Origin of the sequence: Haloarcula sp. CGMCC 1.6347 (assembly GCF_037078395.1) — an archaeon.
In the GTDB taxonomy this organism is placed as follows: domain Archaea; phylum Halobacteriota; class Halobacteria; order Halobacteriales; family Haloarculaceae; genus Haloarcula; species Haloarcula amylolytica.
Genome location: NZ_JAYMGX010000002.1, coordinates 801,145 through 826,787 on the forward strand (window position 1 = coordinate 801,145; position 25,643 = coordinate 826,787).

Consider the following 25,643-nt stretch of genomic DNA (forward strand, 5'->3'; position numbering starts at 1 on the left):
TCCTCAGAGGAATAGTCCGAAAGTGGACACGACGGCCGTCTTGGCACATGGACGGCCGTTGTGTCAGGTATTGGTGTTGGTGTTGACTGACGACGGCAGGTATGGTTTACTCACGTCGACTCGGCCTCGGACTCCGCGAGACCGATAAGCATGGGAGCTTGGCAGCGAACGCCGGTGACGGCGTTCACATACGGGCTACAGTACGTAGACCAATCAACCTGCCATCGATTTCCAGGTACCCATATGGTAAATAACCTACGGAATATGTTACTTCTATACTGAGTAAATCATTATATCCAATCGTCAGCGACCAGAGAACCGGAACACTGGAGGGGGCGAAAATACTAGAAATCTGGTAGTTCTTTCGTACAGGTCGCGGGAGTCGAACGTGGCAGTGAAGGGACTGGCGTCGTGTCAGTCGTCGAAGGGCCAGTCACCTGTGATCCGCATCCCTTCGGCGAGGTTCTGGGCTTCGAGCGCATCGGCTATTTCCGTGGGATCTTTGTGAGCAGATCGCACTGAGTCGTCTGCAAGTGTCACGGCGAGTTCGGTCAAGAGGACGGCCTGCTCGCGGAACGTCCGGGGTTCCAGTTTGTCCAGCGTATCGGCGTGGGTGTGGCCCCAGCCACGCCCCTCGCCGCCGGTTTCGCTGGTTACATGATAGCCGGGGACGCCCCGCCGCACGAACGGCCAGTGGTCGCTGTGAGGGCCTTGCTCCGGCGTGAGCGAGATGGGGTGGTCGAAGCGGTCAGCCACGTCATCGGCGGCGGCCGCCAGCGCGTCGAAGCCGTGGGTGTAACACTTCAGCGTGCGGCCCTGAACGACGCCGTCGAAGTTGAGCACGGCCGTTACGTCGTCGAGGGCGGTCTCGTCGGCCAGGCGGTTCGACCCCACGAGGCCGACCTCCTCGGCACCGAAGGCGACGAACTCCACGCGCGTCTCCAGTTCGTCCTCGCGGCCGGCCAGCGCGCGGGCGGCCTCGACGACCATCGCCGTCCCGGCCCCGTTGTCCATCGCCCCCTCCGCGATGTCGTGGGCGTCGACGTGGCTGGTCACCAGCAGTCGCTCGTCGGTGTCCGGTCCCAGTTCGGCGTGGACGTTCTGGCTCGTCGCGTCGGGCGTCTCGCAGTCGACGCTGACGGTGACGTCGTCGCCCGCGTAGCGACGCGCCAGTCGCGCGCCCGTCTCGCTGGCGACGCCGATAGCCGGAATCTCGCCGATGGGTGCGTCTGCTGTCCCGACGCTTCCGGTCGGCGGCAGCACGCCCTCGACGTGGTTGCGGTAAATAAATCCGGTTGCGCCGGCCTCGACGGCGTGATAGTACTTTTCCCGGCGGTGGATGTACCGGTCGTACCAGTCGGGCACGTCGGAGCGGGCCAGCACTACTTTGCCCTCGCAGTCGGCGTCTTCGAACTCCTCCGGAAGGCCGTGTCCAACGTCGACCAGTTCACCGGTCGCCTCGCCGGCCGGCGACCGCGGCAGAGCGATACACTCGTGGGCCTGCGCCGCGACCGGCGACCCGTCGGCGCGGACGGCGCTGTCGCCCCGTTCCCAGCCCTGGATTCCGAACTCCGAGAGCCGAGCGTCGCGGGCGTACGCCGCCAGCGCGTCCCGGGTCGCTTCTGCCGCCGCCCGTTCGCCGTCGCTGCCCGCCATCCGGTTCCCGATGTCGACCAGCGTCTCCAGGTGATCCCAGCCGGCCGTGCTGGTGAACGTCTCGCCGATCCAGTCAGTGTCGTCCATACGTCCCGGTGGGGCCGTGCCGGGTTTGAAATTAGGGGTCGTCGTGCTGGTCGTCCTCTACGGCCTGTTTCTCCTGACCAAGCCCGGCGACATCACCTACGACGCCTGGGTCCACGCGACAGTGTTCGTCATTCCAGCTATCGGGTTTCTGGGACAAACCCTCCAGCAAGCGCTGTCGGGCTGAGCGGAATCGGTGCCGGTCACTTCCAGGGGTTCGGCACCAGTTCGGCCTGTACCGTCGCGCCGACGGCGAGGTGCGCGTCGGTCGTCGGCTCGGCGATACAGAGCAGGACGTAGCCGTCTTCCAGATGCTGCTCTTTGAGCGCCCGCGTCGGGCGGTGATGGACCACGTCGCCGGACAGCAGGCGAGCGGTACAGGTCCCGCATGCGCCGGTTCGACAGCCGAACGGCAGCCCGATATCCGCGGCCTCCGCGGCGTCGAGTATCGTTTCGCCGTCTGGCACCGAAACCGTCTCCGTCCGGTCGCTGTCCCGCCAGTCCAGCAGGACCTCGGTCATCGGCCGCCCAGTCGCATCGTCCTCATTGCCACACGTCGCTGGTACAGTCGCCGTCGGGCCACCGGATCTCGTGGGCGCGAGCAGGGCCTTCGGGCAGGTCGCCGAAGTCCACGAGGAAGTCCCGGTCCAGCGACATCGTCCCCGTCCGCGGGTCTACGTCGGCTTTGAGCATCACTGACCCCTTTTCGGCCTCCTCGGGGAAGAACTGGTTGTCCCACGAGGAAAACAGCGACGTCGTCCAGTAGAGGCGCTCGCCGTCCAGCGATAGCTGGAGCATCTGCGGCCCGGCAACGATGTCGCGGCCCTGGACCTGCTCGATGTCGCCGAAGTAGCCACCGATAGAGATGGAATCGGCCTTTCGGGGGTTCGACGGGTCCGAGATGTCGTACATCCACACCTCGCCGTGGAGCCAGTTCGACCCGAACAGGTACCGGTCGTCCATCGAGATGAGGATGTCCGTCACCAGCGCCGGCACCGGCATGTCCCAGTCCTCGTGCTCGCGGTCGTCGAACTCGATGACTGGCTCGGCACGGTATTGGCCGTCCGACTCACAGAAGTGGATGATGTTCGAGGACAGCGCCGCCCCGACGTAGCCGTGGGTGCTCTCGGGCGTGTGCAGGAACCGGGCCTCCAGCGGAATCAGGCCGTCCTCGCCGAGGTCGATTGTCTGCTCAACGGTGCCGGCCTCCCAGTCCCAGAAGTTGAGCCGCTGGCCGTAGTTGCCGTCCTCGACGTCGTCCAGGTCGAACCCGGGGTAGTACGTCTTCGGGGCCGCCCACTCCGTCGACAGCATCACGTTCTGGCGGGGCTGGTACCAGTAGTCGTAGTTCATCTCGATCTCGCCGGGCGGGTCCCACCGGCCCTGCACCTCGAAGTCGTCGTTCAGTTCCAGAAAGCCGCCGGGGAGGTCGCCGTCGGCGTCGCCCAGCATGGAGATGAGAATCTCGCCGTCGGGGATGCAGTGGACGGTGTGGGGCGCGGAGAGGTCGTGCTCGTACACCGCCTCCGGTTCGATGACTTTCGTCAGTTCGGGGTCGCGGCGCTCCTTCGTGTCGACGATGTGGATGCGGGAAGACCGCTGGCCGGGTATGACGAGGTGTCGGCGCTCCAACCCCTCCATGTGGCACGACGACGAGCAGGCGTTCCACCCGAAGTGGTGGAGTTCGTCGCCCTTGTTCGGCATCTGGACCCGGTTGATGATTTCACTGTACGTGTCTGAGTCGGGGGCTACGTCGACGACGGCCAGGAAGTCCGGCGCGTCGACGTCCTGGCCGACGTGCAGCCCCATCACGTAGGCGGTCCGTTCGCGCTCGGCCTCCTCGATGGCCGCCTGCGGGGTGGCATAGCCCGGCCCCTCGTGGTCGTGATGCTCGTGATGGTCGTGTGTCTCGCTCTCTGACGGCTGTTCGGCGTCACTCATGCATGTTAGTTACATACACATTACATTTTAGCAACGTGTTCCGGATGAAACGGCCGCTACATGCGGCATGGTAATGGCGGCGTCCGGATCGATGGGCGGGCCGCCGCTGGCTTCACGCCAGTTGTCGCCAGCTCCAGGTCGGTTCCCAGCCCAGCAGCCGCTCGGCTTTCGTCGTGTCGATGAGCGTCGCATACGGGTTCTCGTCGTCGGCTGTCGGCCCCCGGTAGTCAGCATCGGGGTACAGTTCCGCCGCGAGTTCGGCGCTCGGCGTCTCGGCGCTCGTATCTGGTGCCGAGACCCAGACGCGTTCGTGGCCGTCGAACGACGCCGCAACGGCCCGCTCGACGAGCCGAACGGCGTCGGTGGTGTGGACGTACGCGTACAGCGTGTTCCGCTGGGTGTGGAAGTGCGGTGACGCCCGAGACCCGGCGAGTGTCCGGTCTGCCTCGACGAACGTCTCCCTGGCCAGGTCGTCGTCGACGACCCACGGAAGCCGAAGCGACGTGATAGTGTCCGGGGCGTCCGCGCTCCGGCGGGCGAACCCGTCGGCGGTGATCTCCAGTGCCTGTTTCCCCATTGCATACGGGTTCGACGGCGTGAGGCGGTGGTCCTCGTCGATCGGAAGGTAATCGACTGTGATGGGGGCCGGTTCGAACCCGCCGCCGATAGCGCTGAAACTCGACGCCAGGGCAACCGTATCGACACCCAGTTCGCCGGCCGCCTCCAGCACATGATAGCTGGACATGACGTTGCTCTCGTAGGTCCGGTACCCCGGCGTGTGGTCGGGCGTGGGACTCATCCCGAGATGGACGACCGCGTCGGGGCCGGATTTCGCGAGTGCGCCGTAGACCTCGCCCGCATCGAGCAGATCAGTCCTGACGTATGCGTCCGAATGGTCTTCCTCCCGTTTGCCACGGGAGAGGTTGACCGTTCGATACCCCGCTGCAGTCAGGTGTTCGAGGACGTGCTGGCCGACGCGGCCGTTGCCACCAGTAACGGCGACCGATTCGGGCATAGCTACGTCTGCACCGCACAGCCCCAAAACAGTCCCGCAGGGCCTACGACTCCATCAGCGACCGCCGAACGGCGTCTTTGATTGGCGTCTGTTCGATCGGCACGACGTCCTGCAGGTCCATCTCCGGGTCGACCGTGACCGGGTTCCGCATACTCTCGGCCAGCGGCCGCGCGATGGCGTACTGTACGTCTGTCGTGAAGCGAAGCCAGTGCGAGGACAGACCCGGCGTCATCACCGGCACGGCAATGATAAACACCCGCTTGCCCTTCTCCGCGGCGGTGAGTTTCAGCAGCGACTCGTAGGACCACACCGACGGCCCGCCGATGTCGTAGGTCTCGCCGCGGGTCTCGTCGGCACCGAGTAGCTCCACGAGGTAGCTGATTGCGTCGTCGACGCCGATGGGCTGACACGGCGTTCGGACCCACTTGGGGACGAGCATCAGCGGCAAACGGTCGGTCAGGTCGTCGACGATCCGGAAGCTCGCGCTCTCCGGGCCGATGATGACCGCCGCCCGGAGTACTGTCAGGTCGAACGACCCCTCCGCAAGCACCGATTCGACTTCGCGCCGCGACGCCAGATGAGGCGAGAGGTTCTCCTCGTCACCGCTGATGCCGCTGAGATAGACGACCCTGTCGACGCCCGCAGCCGACGCCGAGTCGGCGAACCGACGAGCGTAGCGACGGTCTAACTCGGCGAAGTTCTCGGACGTGAGCGAGTGGATGAGGTAGTACGCGACGTCGATATCATCGCAGAGCCCATCGAGGGAGTCTGGGTCGCCGAGGTCGCCCTCGAACGGCTCGACCCCGTCGGGAAACGATTCCTCGCTCGCGCTCCGGGAGAACGCCACCACGTCGTGGCCTGCGTCGTTCAGGGCACGAACCAGTCGCTGTCCGATGAATCCGGTCGCACCCATAACGAGCACACGCATGTGTTCGTACATCTGGCTGGACCGACAAAGGCTCTTGTGCCCCCAGCCCAGTGACACATCGGCTGACCAGCACCGATTGCACTAGCCAGCGCTGTCACTCAGATGCGGATAACAACGTGACACCGTGAATATCTGAGGTGTCAAATAGCCTGAGAGAGAAGTGGACGTATGACACTTCAGAGCAGCCTGTCAGCCAGTGCCGTCGCGCCACACACGCTCCCACTCCAGTTCGGTGGCGGACTCATCGAACTGGCAATTCTGTTCCTCGTCCTCGCGCTGGTCGCGGCGATCCTCGGTGCGCGCGGTGTCGCCGGGCTGAGTATGGATATCGCGAAGTGGCTCGTGATTATTTTCGTCGTCCTCGCCATCATCTCCTTTGTCCTGTAGAGCCGTCGAGCCGCCGGACACTATGGCCTTGTCGGTATGTAGGCAACGGTGAGGGATTTGAACCGAGTGGAGACGATCGCCCTCGCTTCGCTCGGTCGCTGCGACTCCCCGGGTTCAAATCCTCGCTTCCGGTTCGCTCACCGCTCGTAAAACTCGGGTTCGCTGCACGGGCGGCGAGGGATTTGAACCCCCGACCATCTGGTCCGGAACCAGGCGTTCTGTCCGCTGAACTAGCCGCCCACGAAAAGTGCTATCAGGCTGTCCGTCTTAACGGTTGTGAACCGCAGCGTCAGGGTGACTCGCCGGTTTCGAGGGTGAAGTCGCTGGTCGGATAGGCGACACAGGTCAGGCAGTACCCCTCTTCCATGTCGTCATCCATCAGCGAATCGTTGTTGCTGTGGCGGATGTAGTCCTCGGCCGGGCCGTCCTCGATGTGGCCGGCACAGGAGATACACTGGCCCTCGCGGCAGGCATAGGGGAGGTCCCAGCCCTCCTCTTCGCCGGCGTCGAGGAGCGGCTCGTTGTTGGCGACCTCGATCGTTTCACCCTCCTTGGCGAATTCGATCTCGTAGTACTCGACCTCGTCGTCAGCGATATCATCGGGGTCGAAGCCTGCGTCCTCTTCTTCGGCCTCCTCGCCTTCGCCGAGTTCGCCTTCGGCCTCACCAGCCGGAATCGCTGTGGCACCGCCACCGCCGATAGAGCGGTTGTACGGCTCCGGAAAGTCCGTCTCGGGGACTGTCGCGGCCCGCTGCTCGAGGACCTCCTGGGAGATGTCTTCCGGTGCCTCCCAACCGGTCCCTTTGGCGTAGTGGAGCGCGACCACTATCAGGGTGAGCGTGGCCCCGGCGGCGAGTCCAACGAGTTCTACCATGTGTCCGGCTATGGAATACTGGTTTAATTAGCTGTTGTTTCAGCGCGCAAACGCCGCCGACACCGCTGGACGGGGCAGCCCTCGGCCAGAGCGGGAGCACGGGAATCCAGCCGCTGCGACCGGTTCCTACTCGCGACGCGGGACATCGTGGCGGCCGAAGCCGTACCGGAGTCGACTGGCGAGGCGCCGCGAGAACCGACCGTCGTCGGCCCGCGAGCCGAACCGCTCGGCCAGCGCCTGGTAGATGAGCGGCACCGGGATTTCCTGTTCGAGCGCCTCCTGTACGGTCCACGTCCCGGTCGACCCGCCCTCGACGCGGTCGGCCACGTCCCCGAGGTCGTTGCCCTCCTCACGGAACGCCTCCTCGCAGAGTTCCAGCAGCCACGAGCGGATGACGGCCCCGTTGTTCCAGGTGTTGGCGACCGATTCCAGATCGAGGTCGTACCGGCCGTTGGCCAGCAGTTCGAAGCCCTCGCCGTAGGTCTGCATCAGCGCGTACTCGACCCCGTTGTGGACCATTTTGACGTAGTGGCCCGAGCCGGCCGGCCCCATCCGGTCGTGGCCGTCTGGGCCGGTCGCGACGGCGTCGAAAACGGGGACCAGTTCGTCGTAGGCCCACTCCGGGCCGCCGACCATCAGCGAGAAGCCCAGTTCCGCACCGGCCGGGCCGCCGGAGGTGCCACAGTCGAGGTAGGCCGCGTCGGTCGACTCGGCGCGGCGGATCGAGTCCTCGAAGTAGGAGTTGCCGCCGTCGACCACGATGTCGTCGCCATCGAGTGTCGGAGCCAGTTCGTCCAGCGCGGCGTCGACCGGGTCACCCGCCGGGACCATCAGCCAGATCCGTTTCTCCGAGCCGAGTTTCTCCGCGAGATCTGCGATGGACGACGCCGGCCGAGCGCCGGCGTCCGCCGCGTCAGCGACGCTCTCTTCGTCGATGTCGAAGACGACGACCTCGTGGCCGGCTTCGAGCACGCGGTCGACCACGATGCGGCCCATGCGTCCGAGTCCGATGACGCCAAGTTCCATACCGGGGAGTCGCCGACCGAACAGGTAGGGGTTGCGGTTCGACAGAAAAGCGTGGCACGAACACCACCCGTGCCGTCGTCAGTCATGGTACCGCCCCAGCCGACATCTCGGAAGCGGTCGTGGGAGCCAGCAGTTGCCACGAGTCCTGTCCCGTACTGCACCGGACACTCCGGCTCTGGGACGCAAAAAATCCACGGAATACAATCACATCATCTGTTGTAATCCCGGGACCACCGCCGTTTTGTTCCGGCCACTCCTGGTGGGAATATGGACGACCGCATACGCGAACACGCCAGGATTCTGGTCGACTGGAGCGCTCGCATCGACGCGGGCGACGACGTGGTCGTGGCCGTCGAGGACGGTGCCCACGACCTCGCGGTCGCGGTGGCCGAGCAACTCGGCGAGGTTGGCGCGAACCTCCTGTCGACGTACCAGTCCGACGAACTCACGCGGGCCTATCTGGGGGCCCACGACGGGTCATTCAGCGAGAACCCCGAGTACGAACTGGCGCTGTACGAACGGGCCGACAGCGTCCTGTTCCTGAAAGGGTCGCGGAACACTACCGAGACGGCCGACGTGGACAGCGACCAGCGGCAGGCGTACTCGACGGCTCGGCAGGCAATCAGGGAGGCCCGTCTGGACACCGACTGGGTGTCGACCCAGCACCCGACGCGGGCGATGGCCCAGCAGGCCGGGATGGCTTACGCCGAGTACAAGGACTTCGTCTACGACGCGACGCTGCGGGACTGGGAGGCACTGGCGGAGGAGCAGGCCCAACTGAAGGATATCCTCGACGACGGCAAAGAGGTCCGAATCGTGGCTGACGGGACGGACATCACGCTGTTCATCGACGGCCGCATCGCCGTCAACTCCGCCGCCAGCGTGGCCTACGACTCCCACAACCTCCCCTCCGGCGAGGTGTTCACCGCCCCCTACGACACCGCCGGCGTCGTCACCTTCGACGTGCCGATGACGATACAGGGCCGCCGCGTCAAAAACGTCGAGCTGACGTTCAAGGACGGCGTCGTCGTCGACTGGGCGGCCGAGCAGGGCGAGGCTGTCATCGACGAAATCATCGGGACCGACGGCGGCTCTCGCCAGTTGGGCGAACTCGGCATCGGGATGAACCGCGGCGTCGACCGCGTCACCGACAACATCCTCTTCGACGAGAAGATGGGCGGGACGGTCCACCTCGCGCTCGGGCGCGCGTACGACGCCTGCCTCCCTGAGGGCGAATCAGGAAACGACAGCGCCGTCCACGAGGACCTCATCACGACGATGGGCGAGGGGTCGCGACTCGAAGTCGACGGCGAGGTCGTCCAGCAAGACGGGCTGTTCCGCTGGGAAGACAGTTTCGAGGGATAGCTGTCGCGGTACTACGGTGCTGTAGGTCGGGAGTCGCTGTCGCGGTGTCGTGGGCCGGGAGTCGCTGTCGCGGTGTCGTGGGCCGGGAGTCGCTGTCGCGGTGTCGTGGGCCGGGAGTCGCTGTCGCGGTGTCGTGGGCCGGGAGTCGCTGTCGCGATGCCGCTGGCCGGGAGCGCCCTCCGTGGCGTGACCCGGGGAAGGGGAGGTCTGTTTCGGGGTAGTGTTCGAAGAGTACCGCGAGCGGAGCGAGCAGTTTCACTCCGAGCGCGGCCGCAGGCCGCGACTCGGAGGTCGTTTTTGTACTAAATTTTTGCGAGTGGGGGTGCTCGCAGGCCGCGAAGCGGCCGAGGACACCCCCCGAAGTAAAAATTTAGATGGACAGGAACTGCGACACCAGCCACTTCGTAAACGTCCCGGTAATAGCGCCGATCCACGAGAGCATGACGAAGTGCATGTACGTGTTGGCGTTGTGGCCGCCGTCGACGGTCCGGATCATCAGCGACGACAGCATCGCGCCGAACATGATAATAATGACAAGCAGGAACTCGATGAGCGGGATGTTGTAGACGCTCGTGTTGATGAGCGACGCGGCGTCGAGCCGGCTCCCGGTGGACAGGTCCAGCGACATGCCCGCGAGGATGTTGACGACCTGGAGGCCGATGAAGAAGGCGAAGGTCGACGCGGCGGTCATCCCGTAGAGGAGGCCGACGAGCGTCGTCGTCGCCTGCTTGCGCTTCTGGCGGAGTTGCAGCACCTGGTTCATATTCTCGGAGATGAGCTCGCCCAGTTGCTTGGGCGATCCACCCATCTCGCGGCCGATGAGGTACATCTCGGAGAAGGTCTGGATGAGATAGGAGCGACAGTCCGCGGTGAAAAAGCGCCAGGCAGCGGTCGGCTCGATCCGCATGTTCAACCGTTTGTAGAGGTTGTCGATGTTCGGAGAGAGCGCGCCGAAGTCCTTCTTGCGGAGGGTACGAAGCACTGTACCGGTCGTGGACTGTTTCGCGCCCTCGGTCGCCCCGAGCGCACGGATGAAGTTCGGGAACTCCGAGTCGCGGTCCTTGATGCGCTGTTCCTCCTGCCGGAAGACGATACCGGGAATGATCATCGGGGTTATCGGCGCGGCGGCATAGAGGGGCAGCGGCACCTCGTCGAACATGAAAAAGAGGTCGTTCAGCGTGATCGGCGAGATACCGAGCATCCCCCCAAGCGTGATGAACACGAGCAGCATCGACAGTCCCACGCCGGCGGCCATCGATTTGTTGAGTTTGGACTCAATCGGCGACGGGTAGTCGACCGGATGGAACCACACCGGGTCGTAGGGAGCCATCGATCGGATGGCAAGGTAGAAGCCGGTCTGGACGAACACGAACATCACGATGACGGCGCTGACGGTCATCGTCGGGTTCGTTCCGGTCAGCACTGGCAGAACGACGGCGAACACCAGCGCGAACGTCATCGACAGAATCATCGAGAGGTAGAGGTCTTTCATCACTTCCAGGCTGTCGAGCGAGCTCTTGTACACCGTCGAGTAGTGCTGGATGATCTGCTCCTGTTCAGTCAGGAGGTAATCGTCGAGTCCCTGCCCGGCCCCGAGCGTGTACGCGAGGCGGTCGAAGAAGTCCGAAACTGCGCGGCTCGGGACCTGTTTGGCGCGGCGACGACAGGCGTCGTCGAGGCTCAGGTTCCAGGTGTCGACTAGCTGGACGATGCGGTGCATCTCCATCGCGAGTTCGCCGTACTCGTCTTCCTCGGCCAGCGTTCGGAACACCTCCATCCGGTCGATCTTCGTCGTCGCCAGCACGGTCATGTGCGTGATAAGCAGGTGAAACCGGTTGTTGAGTTCGCGCTTGCGCTGGCTCAGGAGGATCTTTGGGTAGAAAATCGCCGACGCCATCACCAGAAATCCAAGCAGGGGAATCGGTGCTCGGACCGCAAGGGGTTGATCCAGCAGTAAGGCGACGACCGTGGAAATAGCGAAAAAGGCGACGGCTGGCAGCAGGATGAGGAAGAGATACCGCTCCAGCGGGATCGTCATCTGGCGGTAGGACTCCACGAGCGACTGGATCGTCTCGGATATCGTCAGGTCGAGTCCGCTTTCGGCTTCGCCCTGTGCCATCGTTAGTCAGGCCTGGCGATGTTGAACGGAATCCCTTCGACGCCGTCACGCTGGAAGTCGGAGATGAAGTCGTTGACTTCGTGATACCCCAGAATACCCTCCTGGATGGCCCGCTCGATCATGTCAGCACGGAACTGGAGGTCGTCGTAGATGTCACGCGTGTCCTCGTACCCCAGGAGGGTCGCGATCTGCTCTTCGAGGACGAAGGAGTTGTTCATCCCCTGGAAGATGATTTCGTCCTCGACGGGGTCCCAGTTGAACACCTGCCGGGTGACGACACCGTCCATCTCCTTCGAGTACCCCTCGATCTCCTGAACGCTCGTCACGCGGCGCAGGACCTGATCGCCCTGCTTGACGCGGTTCTGGAACAGCGCCACGTCGGCCACGTCCATGAACGTCTCGGGGACGTTGATGGGTTCGCCGGTGAAGCGCTGAATCATCGAAACGATGTCGCTCGCGTGGAACGTCAGCATCACCGGGTGACCGGTCTGGGCGGCCTGGAACGCCATCCGCCCCTCTTCACCACGAACCTCCCCGACGATGATGTAGTCGGGGCGGGAACGCAGCGCGGCGGCGACCAGATCGAACATGTCGATGCTGGTTCCCTCGTCTTCGCCCTCACGGGTGAGGAGTTGCTGCCAAGTGTTGTGCGGGGGCAGCACCTCGGCGGTGTCCTCCGCGGTGTAGATCTTCGCGTCGTCGGGGATGAACGAGGTGATGGCGTTCAGCGTCGTCGTCTTCCCGGACGCCGTCTCCCCGACGACGAACACCGTCTGTTCGTTCTCCAGACAGAGCCAGAGATACGCGGCCAGTTGCGGCGACAGCGTCATCCACTTGGTAATCTGGAAGATGGAGAGCGGCACCTCGTCGCCCTGACGGATAGTGAGCGAGGGGCCTTTGAGGCTCACGTCGTCGGAGTAGATGAGGTTCAGACGTGACCCGTCCGGCAGCGTCGAGTCGACGATAGGGTCAGAGTCAGAGACGGGGTCGCCCATCCGTTCGCCCATGTTGCGGAGCCACTGGTCGAAGGCCTCCTCGCTCTGCCACTCGACGGTGGTTTCGAGCATGCCATAGACCCCGTGGTCGACGTGGCATTCGCTTCGGCCGATAACGTGAATGTCCTCGTTGGCCGGGTCGCGCATGACCGGTTCGAGCGGGCCGAGGCCGACGATATCGCGGTTCAGCCGGTAGAGGATGTTCTCGTAGGTCTCCTGTGTGACCTCGACGCTGTTCACGTCGGTCAAGTTCGACAGGCGTGTGAGGACGCCGCTGTCGCTGTCTTCGTCTCGGACTTTGGTGGTTTCCTGCAGGAGTTCCTCGATACGGTCGTCGAACTGGGCCTCGTTTTCGGGCGCGGGCTTGTTGACGCTGCGCTGGAGCAGGCGGTTCCGGACCTTCCCGAAGACGGCCCGCTCGTCCTCGTCCAGCTCCGGTTCGATGGCGTAGTACTTCATGTCCTGGCCAACGTCGCCGTAGATATGACAGAAGATGGGGCCGCCGACCGGGTAGAGCACGTTCGGCCGGTTCGTCTCGTACTCGTCGTCGGCCTCGTCGATGAGCATCGGGAACTCACCGGTGATCTGCTTGAACTTCTTCAGGTGGTCCCGCAGGTGGGGCCGCCGCGCTGCCATCTGTCGAAGTTCGTCCGACGGTTTCGCACGTCCGTGGTCTGTCATATCTTATATCACCTCTAGGCGACGCTGCGCGATTCGATGACGATGCCGGTTCCCGAACGGACCGAGAACCCGATGGTGTCACCAACCTGCTCGCCCATGCCGGCGAATCGGAGGACGTTGATCTGCCGGCGCACGTCGTTGCCAACCTCGATCATCTCCAGTTCGATGAACACGTCAGCGATGGCCCGGAACGGACCGATAGCCTCCTCGTCGAGCGTCGACGGGTCGACGGTGAGCATGATACACTTGCCCTGGGAGATGACGTCCCGGAAGTAGGAGATGACCTCCAGTGCGGCCTGGCGCTCCTCGTTTTGCCGGACGAGGGCCTCGAACTTGGGGTCGTTCCGGAGGATAGCGTCGAAGGTGTCGATGACGACGACGTCGGCGTCCCACATCACCTCGGCCTCCATCAGTCGCTTGAGGAGTTCCTTCCGGTCGGACTGTTCGTCACCGCCGGTGAGCGCGTTCGACTCGCCGATGTCGGCGTGCAGGAACAGCACGTCCTCGTCGAGGATGTGGTCGACCATGTCATAGGACAGCGAGTGCATCTGGTCGAGGAAGCTCCCGACGGTGAGTTCCGTTGAGAGGTATGTCACCTCGTGGCCCTCCTCACAGAGGCCGTAGGTGAACCGCTGGCTCATGGCGGATTTGCCGGCCCCGTAGTCACCCTCGACGAGGATGATACTGCCGGGCGGGATACCACCGCCCAGTTCCTTGTTCAGTCGGTCGTGATCGTCCAGTCCGAGCGAGAATAGGTCAGTACTTGCGATACTCATGTGTTGAACTCGAACACCTCCTCGTCGCCGTTGACAATCAGCTTGAGGCGGTGGTCGCCGCCACTGAGGTTGTCGTTGATGTCGATGCGAACGACCTCACCGGGCCGCCAGCTGTTACCGCCGTCCGGCTCCAGCGTCACCGTGTAGTCGGTGGCGAAGGTGCCGTCGACGAACACATCTATCTGTCCGGGGACTGGCGCTAACGTCTCCGATCCGGTGTTTTTGACGTGAACCGTGATTGTGTTCGCGCCGCTGTCGTAGATGGTGTCGCTACCGCTGTCGGAAATGATTTCCACGTCGGTCCGAACGTCGCTGCTTACGTCCAGCCCCTGTTCCGAGACAGCGTTGCTTAGCTCGCCGATACTGCTCGTGAATACGCCGGCAACGCTCGCAGCGATGGCCATCGACGCGATGAACAGGATCAGGTGTGAGACGGAGACGCTCGCCATGTTAGCTCACCACCATCGTTTCGGCGATGCCGTTCTCGGTGACGACTTTCACCCGGTCGGGCTGACTACTGAGTGAGGTGACGGTAATCTCTAACCGCTCCTGTGACGCCCAGATATCCGTCGAGGGGTCGGTGTCAACGGTCGTGTCATAGCCCGCCTGATAGTCGTTGTCGACCAGCAGGTCGGTTGCTTCCACCGACAGCGTCTCGGAGCCAGTGTTGTCGACGGTCACGACGAGATTCTCGCTGCCGCTTGCGTTCCACGTCGCCGAGACAAGCGAGATGTCGGTGTTTTGCTGGTCGAGCAGTCGGTCTCGCTGGTCCTCGCGAGCGTCGTTGACGCGCTCGAAGCTGTTCGCGGTCGCGGAGTAGAACATTCCGAAGCCGATGAACGCGGCCACGAAGATAACGGCTGCCGAGCCGCTAACGCTGAATCCCATCGGAACCACCTCCACCGACCAGTTTCGAGAGCGCAACGGCGTCAGCCCCGCTGTCACTGTCAAGCTGCGAGATGTAGTGCAGGCTCTCCGTGTGGTGGTCGATAGACAGCCCATCCCCGGTGTCGTTCACGTCGTTGAAGCCGCGGAGGTACTCCTTGAGCTGGTCCGCGACCGACTCGTCGATCCAGTCGATAGTCTCGTAGTAGTCGATGGCGCGAGCCGTCTCGCGGTAGCCCGAGTGCTGGACCAGGAACTCGAGCCACTCGACGATGATGAGGTCCGCTGCGAACCCTTCCGGCATCGTCGCCAGGTACGGTTTCCCGTCGTCGTCCGCATCGGCGGCCGAGCCGTCGTCTGCCACTGCCTCGTCGCTACTGCCGGTGGCCGCCGTCTCAGTCTGTGTGGCAGTCGGTTCCGGCTCCGGTTCAGGTTCCGGTTCGGGCTCGGGCTCCGGTTCCACGGCTGGCTCGGGTTCCGGCTCCGGTTCCACGGCTGCCTCGGGTTCCGGTTCGGCTTCCGTAGCCGCCTCGGCCTCGTCACTCCCGTCGTCCTCGATGACCTCGTCGAAGAGGTCGTCGTCTTCCAGCCCGCCCATATCGTCGTCCGAATCCTCCTCGCCCAGCAGGTCGTCGTCCGCTTCTTCCTCGGGTTCCTCGCCCTCGGCCCACTCGGCGTCGCCGGACTCGTACTCGTCTTTGAGCTCTGCGAACGATTTGCCGCCGTCGCCGTCGTCGCTGTCCTCGTCCATACTCTCCCCGTCGTCCATGCTCATCCCATCGTCCATGCTCATGTCGTCCTCCGTGTCGTCGAAGTCATCGAACTCCTCGTCGAACGACCCGCCGTCGTCCTCGAAGCCGCCCATGTCGTCGCCACCGTCGTCGGGAAACATGTCGTCGACACCGCCGTCGTCCATCGACATGTCGCCGCCAGTGTCCTCCGTCAGGTCTTCGTCGAAAAAGCCCTCTGCGTCGGCGTTGGCGACGTCGTCGTCGATGTCCTCCTCGGTATCGTCGCTCCCGTCGTCGTCGAACAGGCCGAAGGAACCGCCTTCAGCCATGCCACCCATGCCGCCGTCGACGTCGTCGGCGAAGGGGTTGACGCCACGGGTGACCATCTCGTAGATATCGAGCAGTTTCCGGACGTTCTCCTCGGTCTCTTCGACGGACTCGGAGATGCTCTCGTTTTCTGTCCGAACCGTGTTGACCGTCGAGGAGAGGCTACCGACCTCGTTTTCCAGTTCGTCGAGGCGGTGTTCCAGTTCGTCGGTGTCGGGTCCGCTCGCGTCCTCCATGTCGCCGAACTCGTCGTCACCGAACCCGCCCATGTCGTCGCCGCCATCGTCGAGCCCACCCAGACCGCCGAGGTCGTCGTCACCGCCACCGCCGTCGTCGGCCATCAGACCGCCGCCGTCGGCCATCTCGCCGCCACCGCCGTCCTCGCTCGCGTCCCCGCTCTCGTCGTCCGATAGAATCGAATCGAACATATTCTTGATGCTCATACCGACCAGCCCGCCGGTCAGCAAGACAAAGAGGGCGGGTGCCAGTCCAACCAGTTCCGGTGAGACGGCTGGAGCCAGCGGCACGAGAGCGAGACTACTCATCTCTTGTATCTCATGCTGTTTCTACTCTTGAATATTCCCCTTAGCGTATCATATTTGATAATAATATCCCATTTTCCCGACTCAGATACAGTAAATTAACGATTCAAGTACTAGCCTGTTACATTTCAGGTTAATTTCGGAAAGAAAATCAGGGAACAGAGAGGGTCAGTGCGCCCCCGGCAGACGAGCGGCGGTCATCCGTCTGACGCTCTGAGTCGCGCACGAGTCCTGCTCGCAGACGTCACAGCGTTATCGAATCCGTGTTCGCGCTTTTGACAACGAAATTTCCGGTGTCCGCTTCGAGTTTTACAGACCGGCCGTGATCACCGCCGAGGTCCTCACCAACGACGGGTACGCCGTGTTCCTCCAGCGTCTCGCGAACCTTCTTGGCGTTGCGCGAGCCGATGGAGGAGCCGTTCTCGGAGAAATCGAGCATGTCACTCCCACCGGCTATTTTCGCTTCCATCGCCTCCGTCGACGCCCCGGCATCCGCCATGGCCTCGATGAGCGCCTCGATGCCCGTGTCCGCGAACTTCGCATGGTTGCCGCCGTCGATATCGGCCGCCGACGGAAGCATGACGTGAACGAGACCGGCCACCGTGTTACGGGTGTCGTATACCGCAATCCCGATACAGGAGCCCAGCCCGCTCGTGGTCAGCACGGCCGGCTCCGTAGTCACCTTGTACTCCGCGATGCCGACCTTGATGCGCTCGGGCGAACTCTGTGCGGGACTATCCGTCTGGCTACCATCGTATACTTTCATTATTTGAATATCTGTTCGACGTCCGCGCCCGTCTCGGTCGCCCGCTCGACATCGAGGTCGTCGAGGGCGGCGCGAAGCTCTTTCTCGTTGGGCAGGGCGTGAATCTCAGCCTGGAACTCGATGTCGTCGGTCCGCATCTGGGAGTCGATGATGAACGCGTGCTCCTGATACTGTCCGACCTGCGCCGCCAGCGGGTCCATAATCGCCCGCCCCATGTCGTGGACGACCCGCGGCGGCGTGTGCTCGACTGAGGTCTGCAGGACGTTCGCCCAGCCGTCGACGAACCCGCTCGTCATGATGTTCCCCAGTTCCTCGATGGCGGCCTTGTGCTGGTCGGTTAGCTCGTCGCTGTCCATCTCGATGGGCATCATCGCCTCCGCGACGTTGATCGCGGAGACCTCGTCGAACAGCACCATGAGGTAGCCACTGGGCGTCCCGGTGAACTCGACGACCGTCCCGACGAACGTGTCCGTGCCGATCTGCTTTGGCACGTCCTCGATGGGGGCGAAACTGATCTGTGTCACCTCCGACTCGGTCGGGATGCCGGTCATCATCTCGACGTTGTCAGCGGCTTTCTGGGTGCCGCTGGTCGTCATCTCGTTGAACGTCTGGAGCTTGTCGATGGGGATGGCGTCACCGTCCGTGTCGACGTGGTCCATCATCATCTCCGTGAGCGATTCGTACTCAGGGAGCATGTAGATGTAGAAGTTCACCGACTCGTCGATCCATTCGATCTCCGATTTGAACACGAACACCTGCTGGTGGTCGCCGTTCTCGGGTGCATCGGGAAGCACGTCACCGCCGGACTCCTCGATGTACTCCGGCGGCGAGTGGTCGATGGTCGCACCGACGTAGTCGGCCCAGCCGTCGATGAAACCGCTCATCATGATGTTGCCGATCTCCTCGATGCCACTCCTGGCCATCGCCTCGTCGTCGCTGCTACCGGGCATCATCTCCTCGGTGATCGTGCCGGCGCTGTCTACGTCGAAGGCAAGAACGGTATCGCCCTCCAGAACGCCATCGAAAGAGAACTGGACGCCGACGAAGTCACGGCCGGCCAGTTCCTCGCCGACGTCTGCTCTGTCGAGCAGCGTTATCTTGGTTACGTCGACGACGGCATCGATGCCCGTCATCTGGCTCATCGACTGCGTGGCCTGTTCGGCCCCCTCGTGAGCGAGTTGGTTGAACGTACCGAGCGACTGAATATCGACGTTCATCTATGACGGGACGACGTCCTCGATAGCCTCCATCACGCTGGGTTTCTGGAACGGCTTGGTGATGTATCCGTCAGCCCCCGCTTTCACGGCCTCCTTCATCTTCTCTTCCTGGCCAACGCTTGTACACATGATGACGTTCGCATTGGGATTGGAAGATTTGATCTCGTCCGTGGCCTCAATGCCATCCCGGATGGGCATCACGATGTCCATCATCACCAGGTCCGGCCCTTCTTCTTTGAACACTTCGACAGCTTCGACACCGTTCTCGACCTCCCCAACGATCTCGTGGTCTTCTTCGAGAATCTCGCGGAGGAGGTTACGCATAAACTCTGAATCGTCGGCGATCAGTACGTCTGGCATGCCTATCAAGCCTACATATCGTGATGAGTTAGATAAAGGTGTCCCGTAAATTATCGCGTGTGATATCGGTGGGTCCCGAAACCCAGTTACACCGCAGGGAGATGCGGTGTGAGAACGCGGATGAAATCGAGCGCGAAGGGGCCGTACTGGAAGTACACGAGCCCCGAGAGGAGGAGGTACGCTGTCGTCAGCCCCGCCGGGAGCGCCAGACCCAGTGCGCCCACTCTGGACGGGACGCGGTCGGGAACGAGTGTGCGGCCCAGCACAGCCCCAGCACAGACCACGGCACCACCGAGATTGAGGAGTGCGTGGAACTGTACCGCTTCCCCGAGCGCCAGATCAAGTCCGGCAACGACGCCGAGTCCGATGAGGAGACCACCAATGGTACTCGCAGCGTACCCGCCGGCGAGCCACCGCTTCGCGTCGCTGACGGTTTCGTGGACCGCCGGAATCCGAACGACACCGTACATGATCAGCGGGACCGTCGGCAGCAGATATCGAACAGTGAGCTGTGTGTGCAGTGGCAGGCGGCTCAGATAGACGAGCGTGAACACAGCTGCGAGGGCCGTACCGAGCATATCGGTCTGGGTTCGGGGGGAATAGTGCGACGGACGGACATTCCACTGCCGCCTCCGCTGAGCAACTGACCGGACTAGGACCACGGGGAGTGCCGCGACCGCGCCGAAAAGCGGGACGGCCTCGACCATCGTGAGTTCGATCGCCTCGTAGGAGTTAGGAGCGTAGTTGATCTGTGGCGCGGAGCCGCTCCGCAGGAAAATCTGTGACATTCGCTCGGGCGTAGCCAGGACGTCGAGACCACGGCTGACCGCATCCGAGACGAACACCATCGCGGGGGCCGCAGGTCCCATGATCCGGTCGAACAGGCCGAGAATCGGTGTTATGATCGGCGTTCCGGTATCACCGTCCGCCCCTGTGGAATCACTGCCACCACTAGACCCGCCACCACTTCCGTCGGAGCCCCCGCCAGTCCCACCGTCCGTTCCGGCACCCTCAGTGCCGCCAGTGCCGCTACCGCCACCGGTTCCGGCATCGCCGCCGGTCTCAGGTGTGAATTCGACGTTCGCACCCCCGACGGCGGATAGCAACCGCGGCGGTTTGACCGGGTTCCCAGAGATAAGGAAGTTCGTCACGAGCATCGGGAGCGAGCCGAGGAAGAGCGCGAGGGCGGCAACGGCCAGATGGAGAAGCGAGTTTCGCCTTGCAGTGACAAGGTCTACGAGAGCCAGCGTCACCACGAGAAAAAAGCCCTCGAAGGCGTGGGTCCAGGTTACCAGACCAGCGGCGATGTACGCGCCGGCACGAAAACCCAGCCCGAGCCGAAATTCGGCGTCGGCATACGCAACTCGGCTCCGAGCGAACAGATACACCGTCGTCAGTATCAATAGCCCTACCAGAACGTGCCGTTTCGGAAGCGAAGCCCAGAACCCGACAGACGAGGCGATACCGATTGCGACACCAGCCGCCAGGGCGACTGAGCGGTCGTGCCAGATTCCGACGAGGCGGTAGAGAACGACGCCGGTCGTCGCTGCTGCGAGCATCGTCGAGATCTGGAACGCGGCTATTGGGAGCGAAGTGCCCGGGAGGGCTGTTGCTGCCAGCGCACCGACCAGAAACAGGACAGCGACGAGGCCGCTACCGACCCACAGCACCGTTCGCTTGGCGACATTGGTGTGGCGCTGTCCGAGCACGCTGACGTGAGCCACGAAGACGAGCGCAGTGCCCGACCAGAGTCCAAGGAGCAGTAGCCGGGGTGTAATGAGCACGGACAGCGCTTGCAACGCCCAGACCAGCGGGACAGCCAGAAGTATCTGGCCGTAGTTGCGTCCGTAAAGCCTGCCGCCGGCCTCGTGCAGACCCGGTTGCGCGCCGAGTGTCAGGGAGTACGGCGTCTCTACGATGTGGAGGTGCCCGTTCGAGACAGCGACGAGTGCGTTGGCAGTGGTGTACGTGTCGGTGACGAAAATCCCAACGCGCCAGTAGAGCCCGAACGTCACGAGCAGGCCGAGCCAGAGGGCATAGCCGTAGCGGTCACCGAAGATTGCCGTTCCGACCTGTCGGCAGCGGCCAGTGAACTGCTCGGCGTCTCGAATCATTGCTCCACCTGCACTGTCACGTTTTCAGCAACGATTGTCTCAGCGGTTTCAAAGCTCTGGACACGAAGCAGGACGGTCCCCCTGTACACGTCCCGCTCCAGTGACGACGGCGGTACCGCCCTGTCACCGGGTGCGAGCCGGTACGTCCCGGACTGACCGTCCGAAAGGACCTGTTCGTCTTCGAGGGAGATGTCGAGCGCAGGGACCGCGACCTGATACAGCAGTCTCGGACGCCCCGTCACGGAGTCGACAGTCACACTGGCATCGGGCACTCGGAGATACGCGACGTTCGTGCCGAACCGACCGTCAGTGAACCGTATCTCCGACGTCGGCAGTTGGACGGAACTGACAGTCGCCGTCCCGTCGCCGATAGTCGTCGGCTGTGTCCTGACAGCGTCGACGCCGACGAGTGGTCCCGTCACGACGAGCGTTACCAGAACGAACAGGGCAACGGCCGTCGGCGGATGGCGCGGGACCATTATCTACCCTACACACTGCCGTGCCCGGATTTAAATCCCTCGTCGGTTGGGCAGGTTGCTGCCCCTGTTCATCGCGATAGCTGCTCGATTGCAGGTGGTCGTTGTGGAAATGACCTACAGCGCCCCGTCTCAGAGTTCGGCACCGTCGGCGGCCTCGACGGCTTCCAAGAGATCAGCGATAGAATCGTCCGGCGTCAGTTGCGTCGACCGGACGAGCTGTTTGATGACCGCTGGCGGATAGCGAACCGGCACGTTCGATTCCGACAGCAGAATACCCAGCACTTCCTCGACCGGTGTCGACCCGTCCATCTGACGGCCGTACCAGAGCATGAAGCTCTCGAAAACGGTGACGATGTCGTTGGAAGCGAGCTGCTGCTGGTCGACGTCGCCGTCGAACTTCGCGGTCACGTCGAAGCCGTATCTGGCGTTCGAGTCGGCCATCTGTTCGGCGAGCCACTCGTGGACGTTTGCATCCGAGAACTCGGGAGTCGACGGCTCCGGGTCCGGTGCAGGAGACGGCGGGGATTCAGACGCCGAATCCGACGAAACCTGATTCCCGTAGGAGTCGTCAGTGCGGACATCCGACGAAACGACGTAGCGGCCCTCGTCGATTTCAGTGACGTGCTCGTCGTCGGCGATATCGAGCTCTTCGGGCGAGAGTACCTTGCCCTCTTCCGGATTCGGTTCGTCTGACCGCCGAGCCATAGGTACTAGTGTGTGAGGCTATCGTATAACTCCGTCGCTGGTCAGGGTGGACGAAAAGAGAACTACGTCGAACCGAAAAGATAACCGAATTTAGAGGCTGACTGCGGAGTTACCAGACAGAGTCTCCGGGACGACCAGCCGAGCGGTCGTCGTGCCACCGGACTGGGTGTTCAGGCGAACCGTCGCCGTCTCACCCTCACCGAGGCCGTCACCGGTGCCGCTTCCGCGGATCAGCTCGGCACTGAAGACGATCGTCGCGCGGTCAGACGGATCGTTCAGGACCTGGCTCCCTGAAATCGAGTCGTCGTCGTCCTGAACATCGGCGACAGCGAAGGAGGACCCGTCGGGGTCCGGGGTGTCACTGTAGCCAGACGAGGTGAGGTCGTACGAGCCAGTAGTGTCGACCCACTGGGCGATCGTACTACCGATGTCGATGTTCCCCGCACCGGGTGCCTTCTTCACGGTCAGCTTGACCGTGTCGATCGTGTTGCTTGAAGAATCGATGTCTTCACCGACGGCGTTGACGAGCTGCAGTCGGTTCGTCACTTGGTCACTGCTCTGTTGTCCGGTTTCCTCGGCGCTACTCTGGAGGAAGCCGGCCGTGTTGATCAGGACGCCCGCAGCGATTGCCGCCACCAGCACCATCGCGATGAACACGATCAGGGTGCCGATACCGACCTGCCCGCGGTCGTCGTCGTTCGTTAGTTCCGTTAGCATTGTTGATCCGGGTCTGTCTGACCCTATCTGTTGACTCTTTTCATGGGTAATAATACCTCCTCTCAAATTATACGTCTTGATAACCAAGTCACTGATCGTCGTAAGCAACAGTCTCAGCGGCCAAAACAGATATTTGTCCGAGAATAGACGGAGCGTTGAATTCTATCTCTGAGAGCAGTAGTCAACAAAAACGTCTGGCCGTGTGAGGACTCCTAAATGACCGTTACGTGTCGGAGCCAGTAGTGTGTCGCAAGCTAACCGGTGGAAAGCATGCAGAAGGCAGAAATAAGCTACGAGTATATCAGCAATTGAAACTGAAAGATATGACGCCTTAGAGGCTGACTGCGGAGTTACCAGACAGAGTCTCCGGGACGACCAACCGAGCAGTCGTCGTGCCGCCGGACTGGGTGTTCAGGCGAACCGTCGCCGTCTCACCCTCACCGAGGCCGTCATCAGCATTGCCACCGCGAATCGCTTCAGCGCTGAAGATGATCGTCGCGCGGTCAGACGGGTCGTTCAGGACCTGACTTCCCGAAATCGATCCGTCATCGTCCTGGACGTCAGCAACGGAGAACTCGCTTGAGCCTGGGTCGCCGTCGTAGGTCCCTTCGTAGGTGAGGTCGTACGAGCCACTGGAGTCGACCCACTGGGCGATCGTACTACCGAGATCGATGTTCCCTGCACCGGGTGCCTTCTTGACGGTCAGCTTGACCGTGTCGATTGTGCTGCTGGATGATCGAATGTCTTCACCGACGGCGTTGACGAGCTGCAGTCGGTTCGTCACTTGGTCACTGCTCTGTTGTCCGGTTTCCTCGGCGCTGCTCTGGAGGAAGCCGGCCGTGTTGATCAGGACGCCCGCAGCGATTGCCGCCACCAGCACCATCGCGATGAACACGATCAGGGTACCGATACCGACCTGCCCGCGGTCGTCGTCGTTCGTTAGTTCCGTTAGCATTGTTGATCCGGGTCTGTCTGACCCTATGCAACCGTTCTTTTCGTCAGTAATAATACCTCCCCCCGAATTATATTACTTGATAATAGGTCTCTGAGGGGCTGAAGAGGTGTTTCGATAGAAGAACACCTATAGTTAGGTCTGAAGAAGATAACTGAGCTACGTTGCCTCTAAGAATCAGATTTAATTGCTTCTATAGGTTGGTATCAGCGATGGAAATAGCTGGTTGTCTTGTGTGTGGTCGAGAGGTATCGTGTTGCGTGCAAGCTGGTGCGGTCTATACGAAAATAGACGTTGAAACCGGAGTCGACAGAGAAATCCGCTCACGGGCAGGGTGGTCAGCTGATGCAGCCGAGAAACACACTCACTCGTACGTGACGAGACTGTACATCACGAACAGATAGCCGAACGTCGTCAACCCACTGTTGACTAGCAACAACGACCGTACGCCCTCGAAGTCGTTGATGAACGCGCTAATCATCGTCGCGGCCGCGCCCGCGATTGCAAGCGAAAATCCCACCGAGAGGTGAAGCATCGCCTGCCGGGATGTCTGGATGTACGCCCGCATGGCCATCCCGACCATTGTCAGTCCGGCCACGACGAACACCAGCGTCGATATGGCATAGAGAAGTTCTATCATCAGCACTGTACAGGGCTACAGCGAACCCGTTATTAAATCCACGCTCGAAAATATCTTTCGTGATAACGCCGAGAAGAGGCGTTCTACCGCTCAGATAGAGTCCGCCACGCCTCGTCGAGTTTGTTAGTCACTTCCGACCGCTCTTCGATGTGGACAGTCAGTTCGTCGTCGAAATCGACCCGGACCTCGTCCACGTTCCGCCGATACACCTTGATACGTCGGCGGTCGTCAGAGAGGATGTTGTCGTGTAGTTCCAGGAGGTCGTGTTCGGTCAGTTCGTCGATGCGTCGGTAACACGTCGCGATGGGGATTCCGAGTTCGTCGCTGAGTTCCTGTGCGGAGACCGGTTCGTCCGTCGCGTCGAGGATTTCGGCACTGTATTTATTGCCAAGCGTCTGAAGAATCTCCCCTGAATCCATCGTTATCAAATCATAAATTCAGTCGATAATAAAGCTATCGCCTGTGATATCGACTGAAAGGAGACAAACACGCACTACAGGACGCTCGTACGAAAACAGCGGCCTGTGCCGCTGTATCCGTCGTTCTACCGAGTAATAATGGCTTTATTGTATCGCTAAATTGGTGATTCTTCCTCGCTCATCATCGAGAAGGCGCTGGCGTTCTGGTGGACATCGATACCGCCGCGGTCGATCTCCATCGGATAGATGTCCGTCTCGATGTTCTGCTTTCGCATCTTGGCGACCCAGACGTATCTGTTCACACCGGTATCAGTCGGCGTCTGGATAAGGTAGATGTTGCCGTCGGTCAGATAGTTCTCCAGCCCGATCTCGGTGTCCGGGAAGACGGCCCCCTGTTCGTTGGTCATCAGCGTCGTGAGACCGCTGTCGCTGAGGATATCGGTGAACTTCAGGAGATACGTCCGCTTCTCCTTCTCGTTTTCGAAGAACAGTTCGAACATGGCAAGCGAGTCAAGCACCAGTCGGTCGTAGTCACCGTCTTCGAGTTCCTCCAGCAGAATATCCAGCGAGGAGGTGAAGTCGTTCTCGCGCAGGAGCACCTGCTTGTCGTACACCTTGATGTCGCCGTTTTCGACGTGGTCCTGCCAGTTGTCGAAGCCGAGAGATTCGGCGGCCTCCCGGAGGTCTGACTCGTCCTCCTCGAAAGAGAGGTAGATGCCCTTCTCGTCGTATTTTTCGACGCCGTTGTAGATGTACTGGAGACAGAGGATCGATTTCCCGGCCCCGGGGTTGCCGCTCACCAGTGTCGTCGAGTTCTTCACAATGCCACCGTTCAGAATGTCGTCGAGGCCCTCGATCCCCGTTTTGGTTTGCTCAATCATAGTTTCGGAAGGAACTGAAAGTTGATTGGATACTTCTCTGTCGGGAATGTTAAAAAGTCTT

27 protein-coding genes and 1 tRNA gene are annotated in these 25,643 nt (G+C 62.0%); 3 read left to right on the forward strand and 25 right to left on the reverse strand.

The window, feature by feature from the left end; genetic code table 11:
* Positions 1-414 precede the first annotated feature (414 nt).
* A complete protein-coding gene (locus VI340_RS12495) occupies positions 415-1,743 on the reverse strand; it encodes a M28 family peptidase (RefSeq protein WP_008307872.1) in 1,329 nt (442 codons plus the stop codon).
* A 25-nt stretch (positions 1,744-1,768) separates the two neighbouring features.
* On the opposite strand from VI340_RS12495, the gene VI340_RS12500 reads away from it, so the two are divergent.
* Positions 1,769-1,927, forward strand: a complete 159-nt coding sequence (locus VI340_RS12500; protein WP_167320670.1) for a hypothetical protein — start codon at positions 1,769-1,771, stop codon at positions 1,925-1,927.
* A gap of 16 nt (positions 1,928-1,943) precedes the next feature.
* Here VI340_RS12500 and VI340_RS12505 read toward each other — a convergent pair whose 3' ends face one another.
* The 4 genes from VI340_RS12505 to VI340_RS12520 form a co-directional block, all read right to left on the reverse strand.
* Positions 1,944-2,261 (reverse strand): 2Fe-2S iron-sulfur cluster-binding protein, encoded by a 318-nt coding sequence (locus VI340_RS12505; RefSeq protein ID WP_336358456.1) that lies wholly within the window; start codon positions 2,259-2,261, stop codon positions 1,944-1,946.
* Between the two features lie 22 nt (positions 2,262-2,283).
* A complete protein-coding gene (locus tag VI340_RS12510; protein WP_336329306.1) occupies positions 2,284-3,681 on the reverse strand; it encodes a selenium-binding family protein in 1,398 nt (465 codons plus the stop codon).
* A gap of 112 nt (positions 3,682-3,793) precedes the next feature.
* Complete coding sequence (locus VI340_RS12515) at positions 3,794-4,696, reverse strand: NAD-dependent epimerase/dehydratase family protein (RefSeq protein WP_336358457.1); 903 nt, start codon at positions 4,694-4,696, stop codon at positions 3,794-3,796.
* 43 nt (positions 4,697-4,739) lie between these two features.
* Positions 4,740-5,624: an NAD(P)H-binding protein gene (locus VI340_RS12520; RefSeq protein ID WP_336358458.1), complete on the reverse strand. Its 885-nt coding sequence runs from the start codon at positions 5,622-5,624 to the stop codon at positions 4,740-4,742.
* 168 nt (positions 5,625-5,792) lie between these two features.
* Here VI340_RS12520 and VI340_RS12525 point away from each other — a divergent pair, with 168 nt between their 5' ends.
* On the forward strand, positions 5,793-6,011 hold the full coding sequence (locus VI340_RS12525) for a DUF1328 domain-containing protein (RefSeq protein WP_008307860.1): 219 nt from the start codon (positions 5,793-5,795) through the stop codon (positions 6,009-6,011).
* Positions 6,012-6,178: 167 nt separating this feature from the next.
* On the opposite strand, the gene VI340_RS12530 is transcribed toward VI340_RS12525, so the two are convergent.
* From VI340_RS12530 to gnd, 3 genes are all read right to left on the reverse strand, one after another.
* A tRNA-Arg gene (locus VI340_RS12530) sits at positions 6,179-6,251 on the reverse strand.
* Positions 6,252-6,300: 49 nt separating this feature from the next.
* Positions 6,301-6,885, reverse strand: a complete 585-nt coding sequence (locus tag VI340_RS12535; RefSeq protein ID WP_336358459.1) for a 2Fe-2S iron-sulfur cluster-binding protein — start codon at positions 6,883-6,885, stop codon at positions 6,301-6,303.
* 126 nt (positions 6,886-7,011) lie between these two features.
* Positions 7,012-7,935 carry a phosphogluconate dehydrogenase (NAD(+)-dependent, decarboxylating) gene (gene gnd / locus VI340_RS12540; RefSeq protein WP_336358730.1) on the reverse strand — a complete coding sequence of 308 codons (924 nt, stop codon included), beginning with the start codon at positions 7,933-7,935 and terminating at the stop codon, positions 7,012-7,014.
* Positions 7,936-8,178: 243 nt separating this feature from the next.
* Between gnd and VI340_RS12545 the strand changes: the two genes are divergently transcribed.
* A complete protein-coding gene (locus tag VI340_RS12545; protein ID WP_008307850.1) occupies positions 8,179-9,276 on the forward strand; it encodes an aminopeptidase in 1,098 nt (365 codons plus the stop codon).
* Between the two features lie 370 nt (positions 9,277-9,646).
* On the opposite strand, the gene flaJ is transcribed toward VI340_RS12545, so the two are convergent.
* The 17 genes from flaJ to VI340_RS12630 all read right to left on the reverse strand — a co-directional run bounded on the left by flaJ (position 9,647) and on the right by VI340_RS12630 (position 25,582).
* Complete coding sequence (flaJ, locus tag VI340_RS12550) at positions 9,647-11,395, reverse strand: archaellar assembly protein FlaJ (RefSeq protein WP_336358460.1); 1,749 nt, start codon at positions 11,393-11,395, stop codon at positions 9,647-9,649.
* Positions 11,396-11,397: 2 nt separating this feature from the next.
* A complete protein-coding gene (locus tag VI340_RS12555) occupies positions 11,398-13,071 on the reverse strand; it encodes a type II/IV secretion system ATPase subunit (protein WP_008307847.1) in 1,674 nt (557 codons plus the stop codon).
* A 14-nt stretch (positions 13,072-13,085) separates the two neighbouring features.
* Positions 13,086-13,847, reverse strand: a complete 762-nt coding sequence (locus VI340_RS12560; RefSeq protein WP_004515259.1) for an ATPase domain-containing protein — start codon at positions 13,845-13,847, stop codon at positions 13,086-13,088.
* Entirely contained in the window at positions 13,844-14,296 is a 453-nt protein-coding gene (locus VI340_RS12565; RefSeq protein WP_336329312.1) for a CARDB domain-containing protein, read from the reverse strand. Before VI340_RS12565 ends, VI340_RS12560 begins: the two co-directional genes overlap by 4 nt.
* 1 nt (position 14,297) lies before the next feature.
* Entirely contained in the window at positions 14,298-14,735 is a 438-nt protein-coding gene (locus tag VI340_RS12570) for a flagellar protein F (RefSeq protein WP_008307843.1), read from the reverse strand.
* Positions 14,719-16,335 carry a FlaD/FlaE family flagellar protein gene (locus tag VI340_RS12575; protein ID WP_336358461.1) on the reverse strand — a complete coding sequence of 539 codons (1,617 nt, stop codon included), beginning with the start codon at positions 16,333-16,335 and terminating at the stop codon, positions 14,719-14,721. Before VI340_RS12575 ends, VI340_RS12570 begins: the two co-directional genes overlap by 17 nt.
* Before the next feature lie 241 nt (positions 16,336-16,576).
* Positions 16,577-17,098: a chemotaxis protein CheD gene (locus tag VI340_RS12580; protein WP_008307841.1), complete on the reverse strand. Its 522-nt coding sequence runs from the start codon at positions 17,096-17,098 to the stop codon at positions 16,577-16,579.
* Entirely contained in the window at positions 17,098-18,315 is a 1,218-nt protein-coding gene (locus VI340_RS12585) for a chemotaxis protein CheC (protein ID WP_336358462.1), read from the reverse strand. Before VI340_RS12585 ends, VI340_RS12580 begins: the two co-directional genes overlap by 1 nt.
* Complete coding sequence (gene cheY / locus VI340_RS12590; RefSeq protein WP_170096955.1) at positions 18,316-18,675, reverse strand: chemotaxis protein CheY; 360 nt, start codon at positions 18,673-18,675, stop codon at positions 18,316-18,318.
* Positions 18,676-18,761: 86 nt separating this feature from the next.
* Positions 18,762-20,789: a hypothetical protein gene (locus tag VI340_RS12595; RefSeq protein WP_336329314.1), complete on the reverse strand. Its 2,028-nt coding sequence runs from the start codon at positions 20,787-20,789 to the stop codon at positions 18,762-18,764.
* Complete coding sequence (locus tag VI340_RS12600) at positions 20,786-21,268, reverse strand: hypothetical protein (RefSeq protein WP_336358463.1); 483 nt, start codon at positions 21,266-21,268, stop codon at positions 20,786-20,788. Before VI340_RS12600 ends, VI340_RS12595 begins: the two co-directional genes overlap by 4 nt.
* A gap of 129 nt (positions 21,269-21,397) precedes the next feature.
* On the reverse strand, positions 21,398-21,973 hold the full coding sequence (locus VI340_RS12605; RefSeq protein ID WP_004590732.1) for a DUF7500 family protein: 576 nt from the start codon (positions 21,971-21,973) through the stop codon (positions 21,398-21,400).
* Between the two features lie 90 nt (positions 21,974-22,063).
* Entirely contained in the window at positions 22,064-22,690 is a 627-nt protein-coding gene (locus tag VI340_RS12610; RefSeq protein ID WP_008307832.1) for an archaellin/type IV pilin N-terminal domain-containing protein, read from the reverse strand.
* Between the two features lie 331 nt (positions 22,691-23,021).
* On the reverse strand, positions 23,022-23,645 hold the full coding sequence (locus VI340_RS12615) for an archaellin/type IV pilin N-terminal domain-containing protein (protein ID WP_336358464.1): 624 nt from the start codon (positions 23,643-23,645) through the stop codon (positions 23,022-23,024).
* 361 nt (positions 23,646-24,006) lie between these two features.
* Positions 24,007-24,282: a DUF7521 family protein gene (locus VI340_RS12620; RefSeq protein ID WP_004590763.1), complete on the reverse strand. Its 276-nt coding sequence runs from the start codon at positions 24,280-24,282 to the stop codon at positions 24,007-24,009.
* 83 nt (positions 24,283-24,365) lie between these two features.
* Positions 24,366-24,701 (reverse strand): ArsR/SmtB family transcription factor, encoded by a 336-nt coding sequence (locus VI340_RS12625; protein WP_004515272.1) that lies wholly within the window; start codon positions 24,699-24,701, stop codon positions 24,366-24,368.
* Between the two features lie 155 nt (positions 24,702-24,856).
* The gene (locus VI340_RS12630) at positions 24,857-25,582 is read right to left on the reverse strand and encodes an RAD55 family ATPase (RefSeq protein WP_008307829.1); all 726 of its coding nucleotides are present in this window, start codon (positions 25,580-25,582) and stop codon (positions 24,857-24,859) included.
* Between the last annotated feature and the right edge of the window lie 61 nt (positions 25,583-25,643).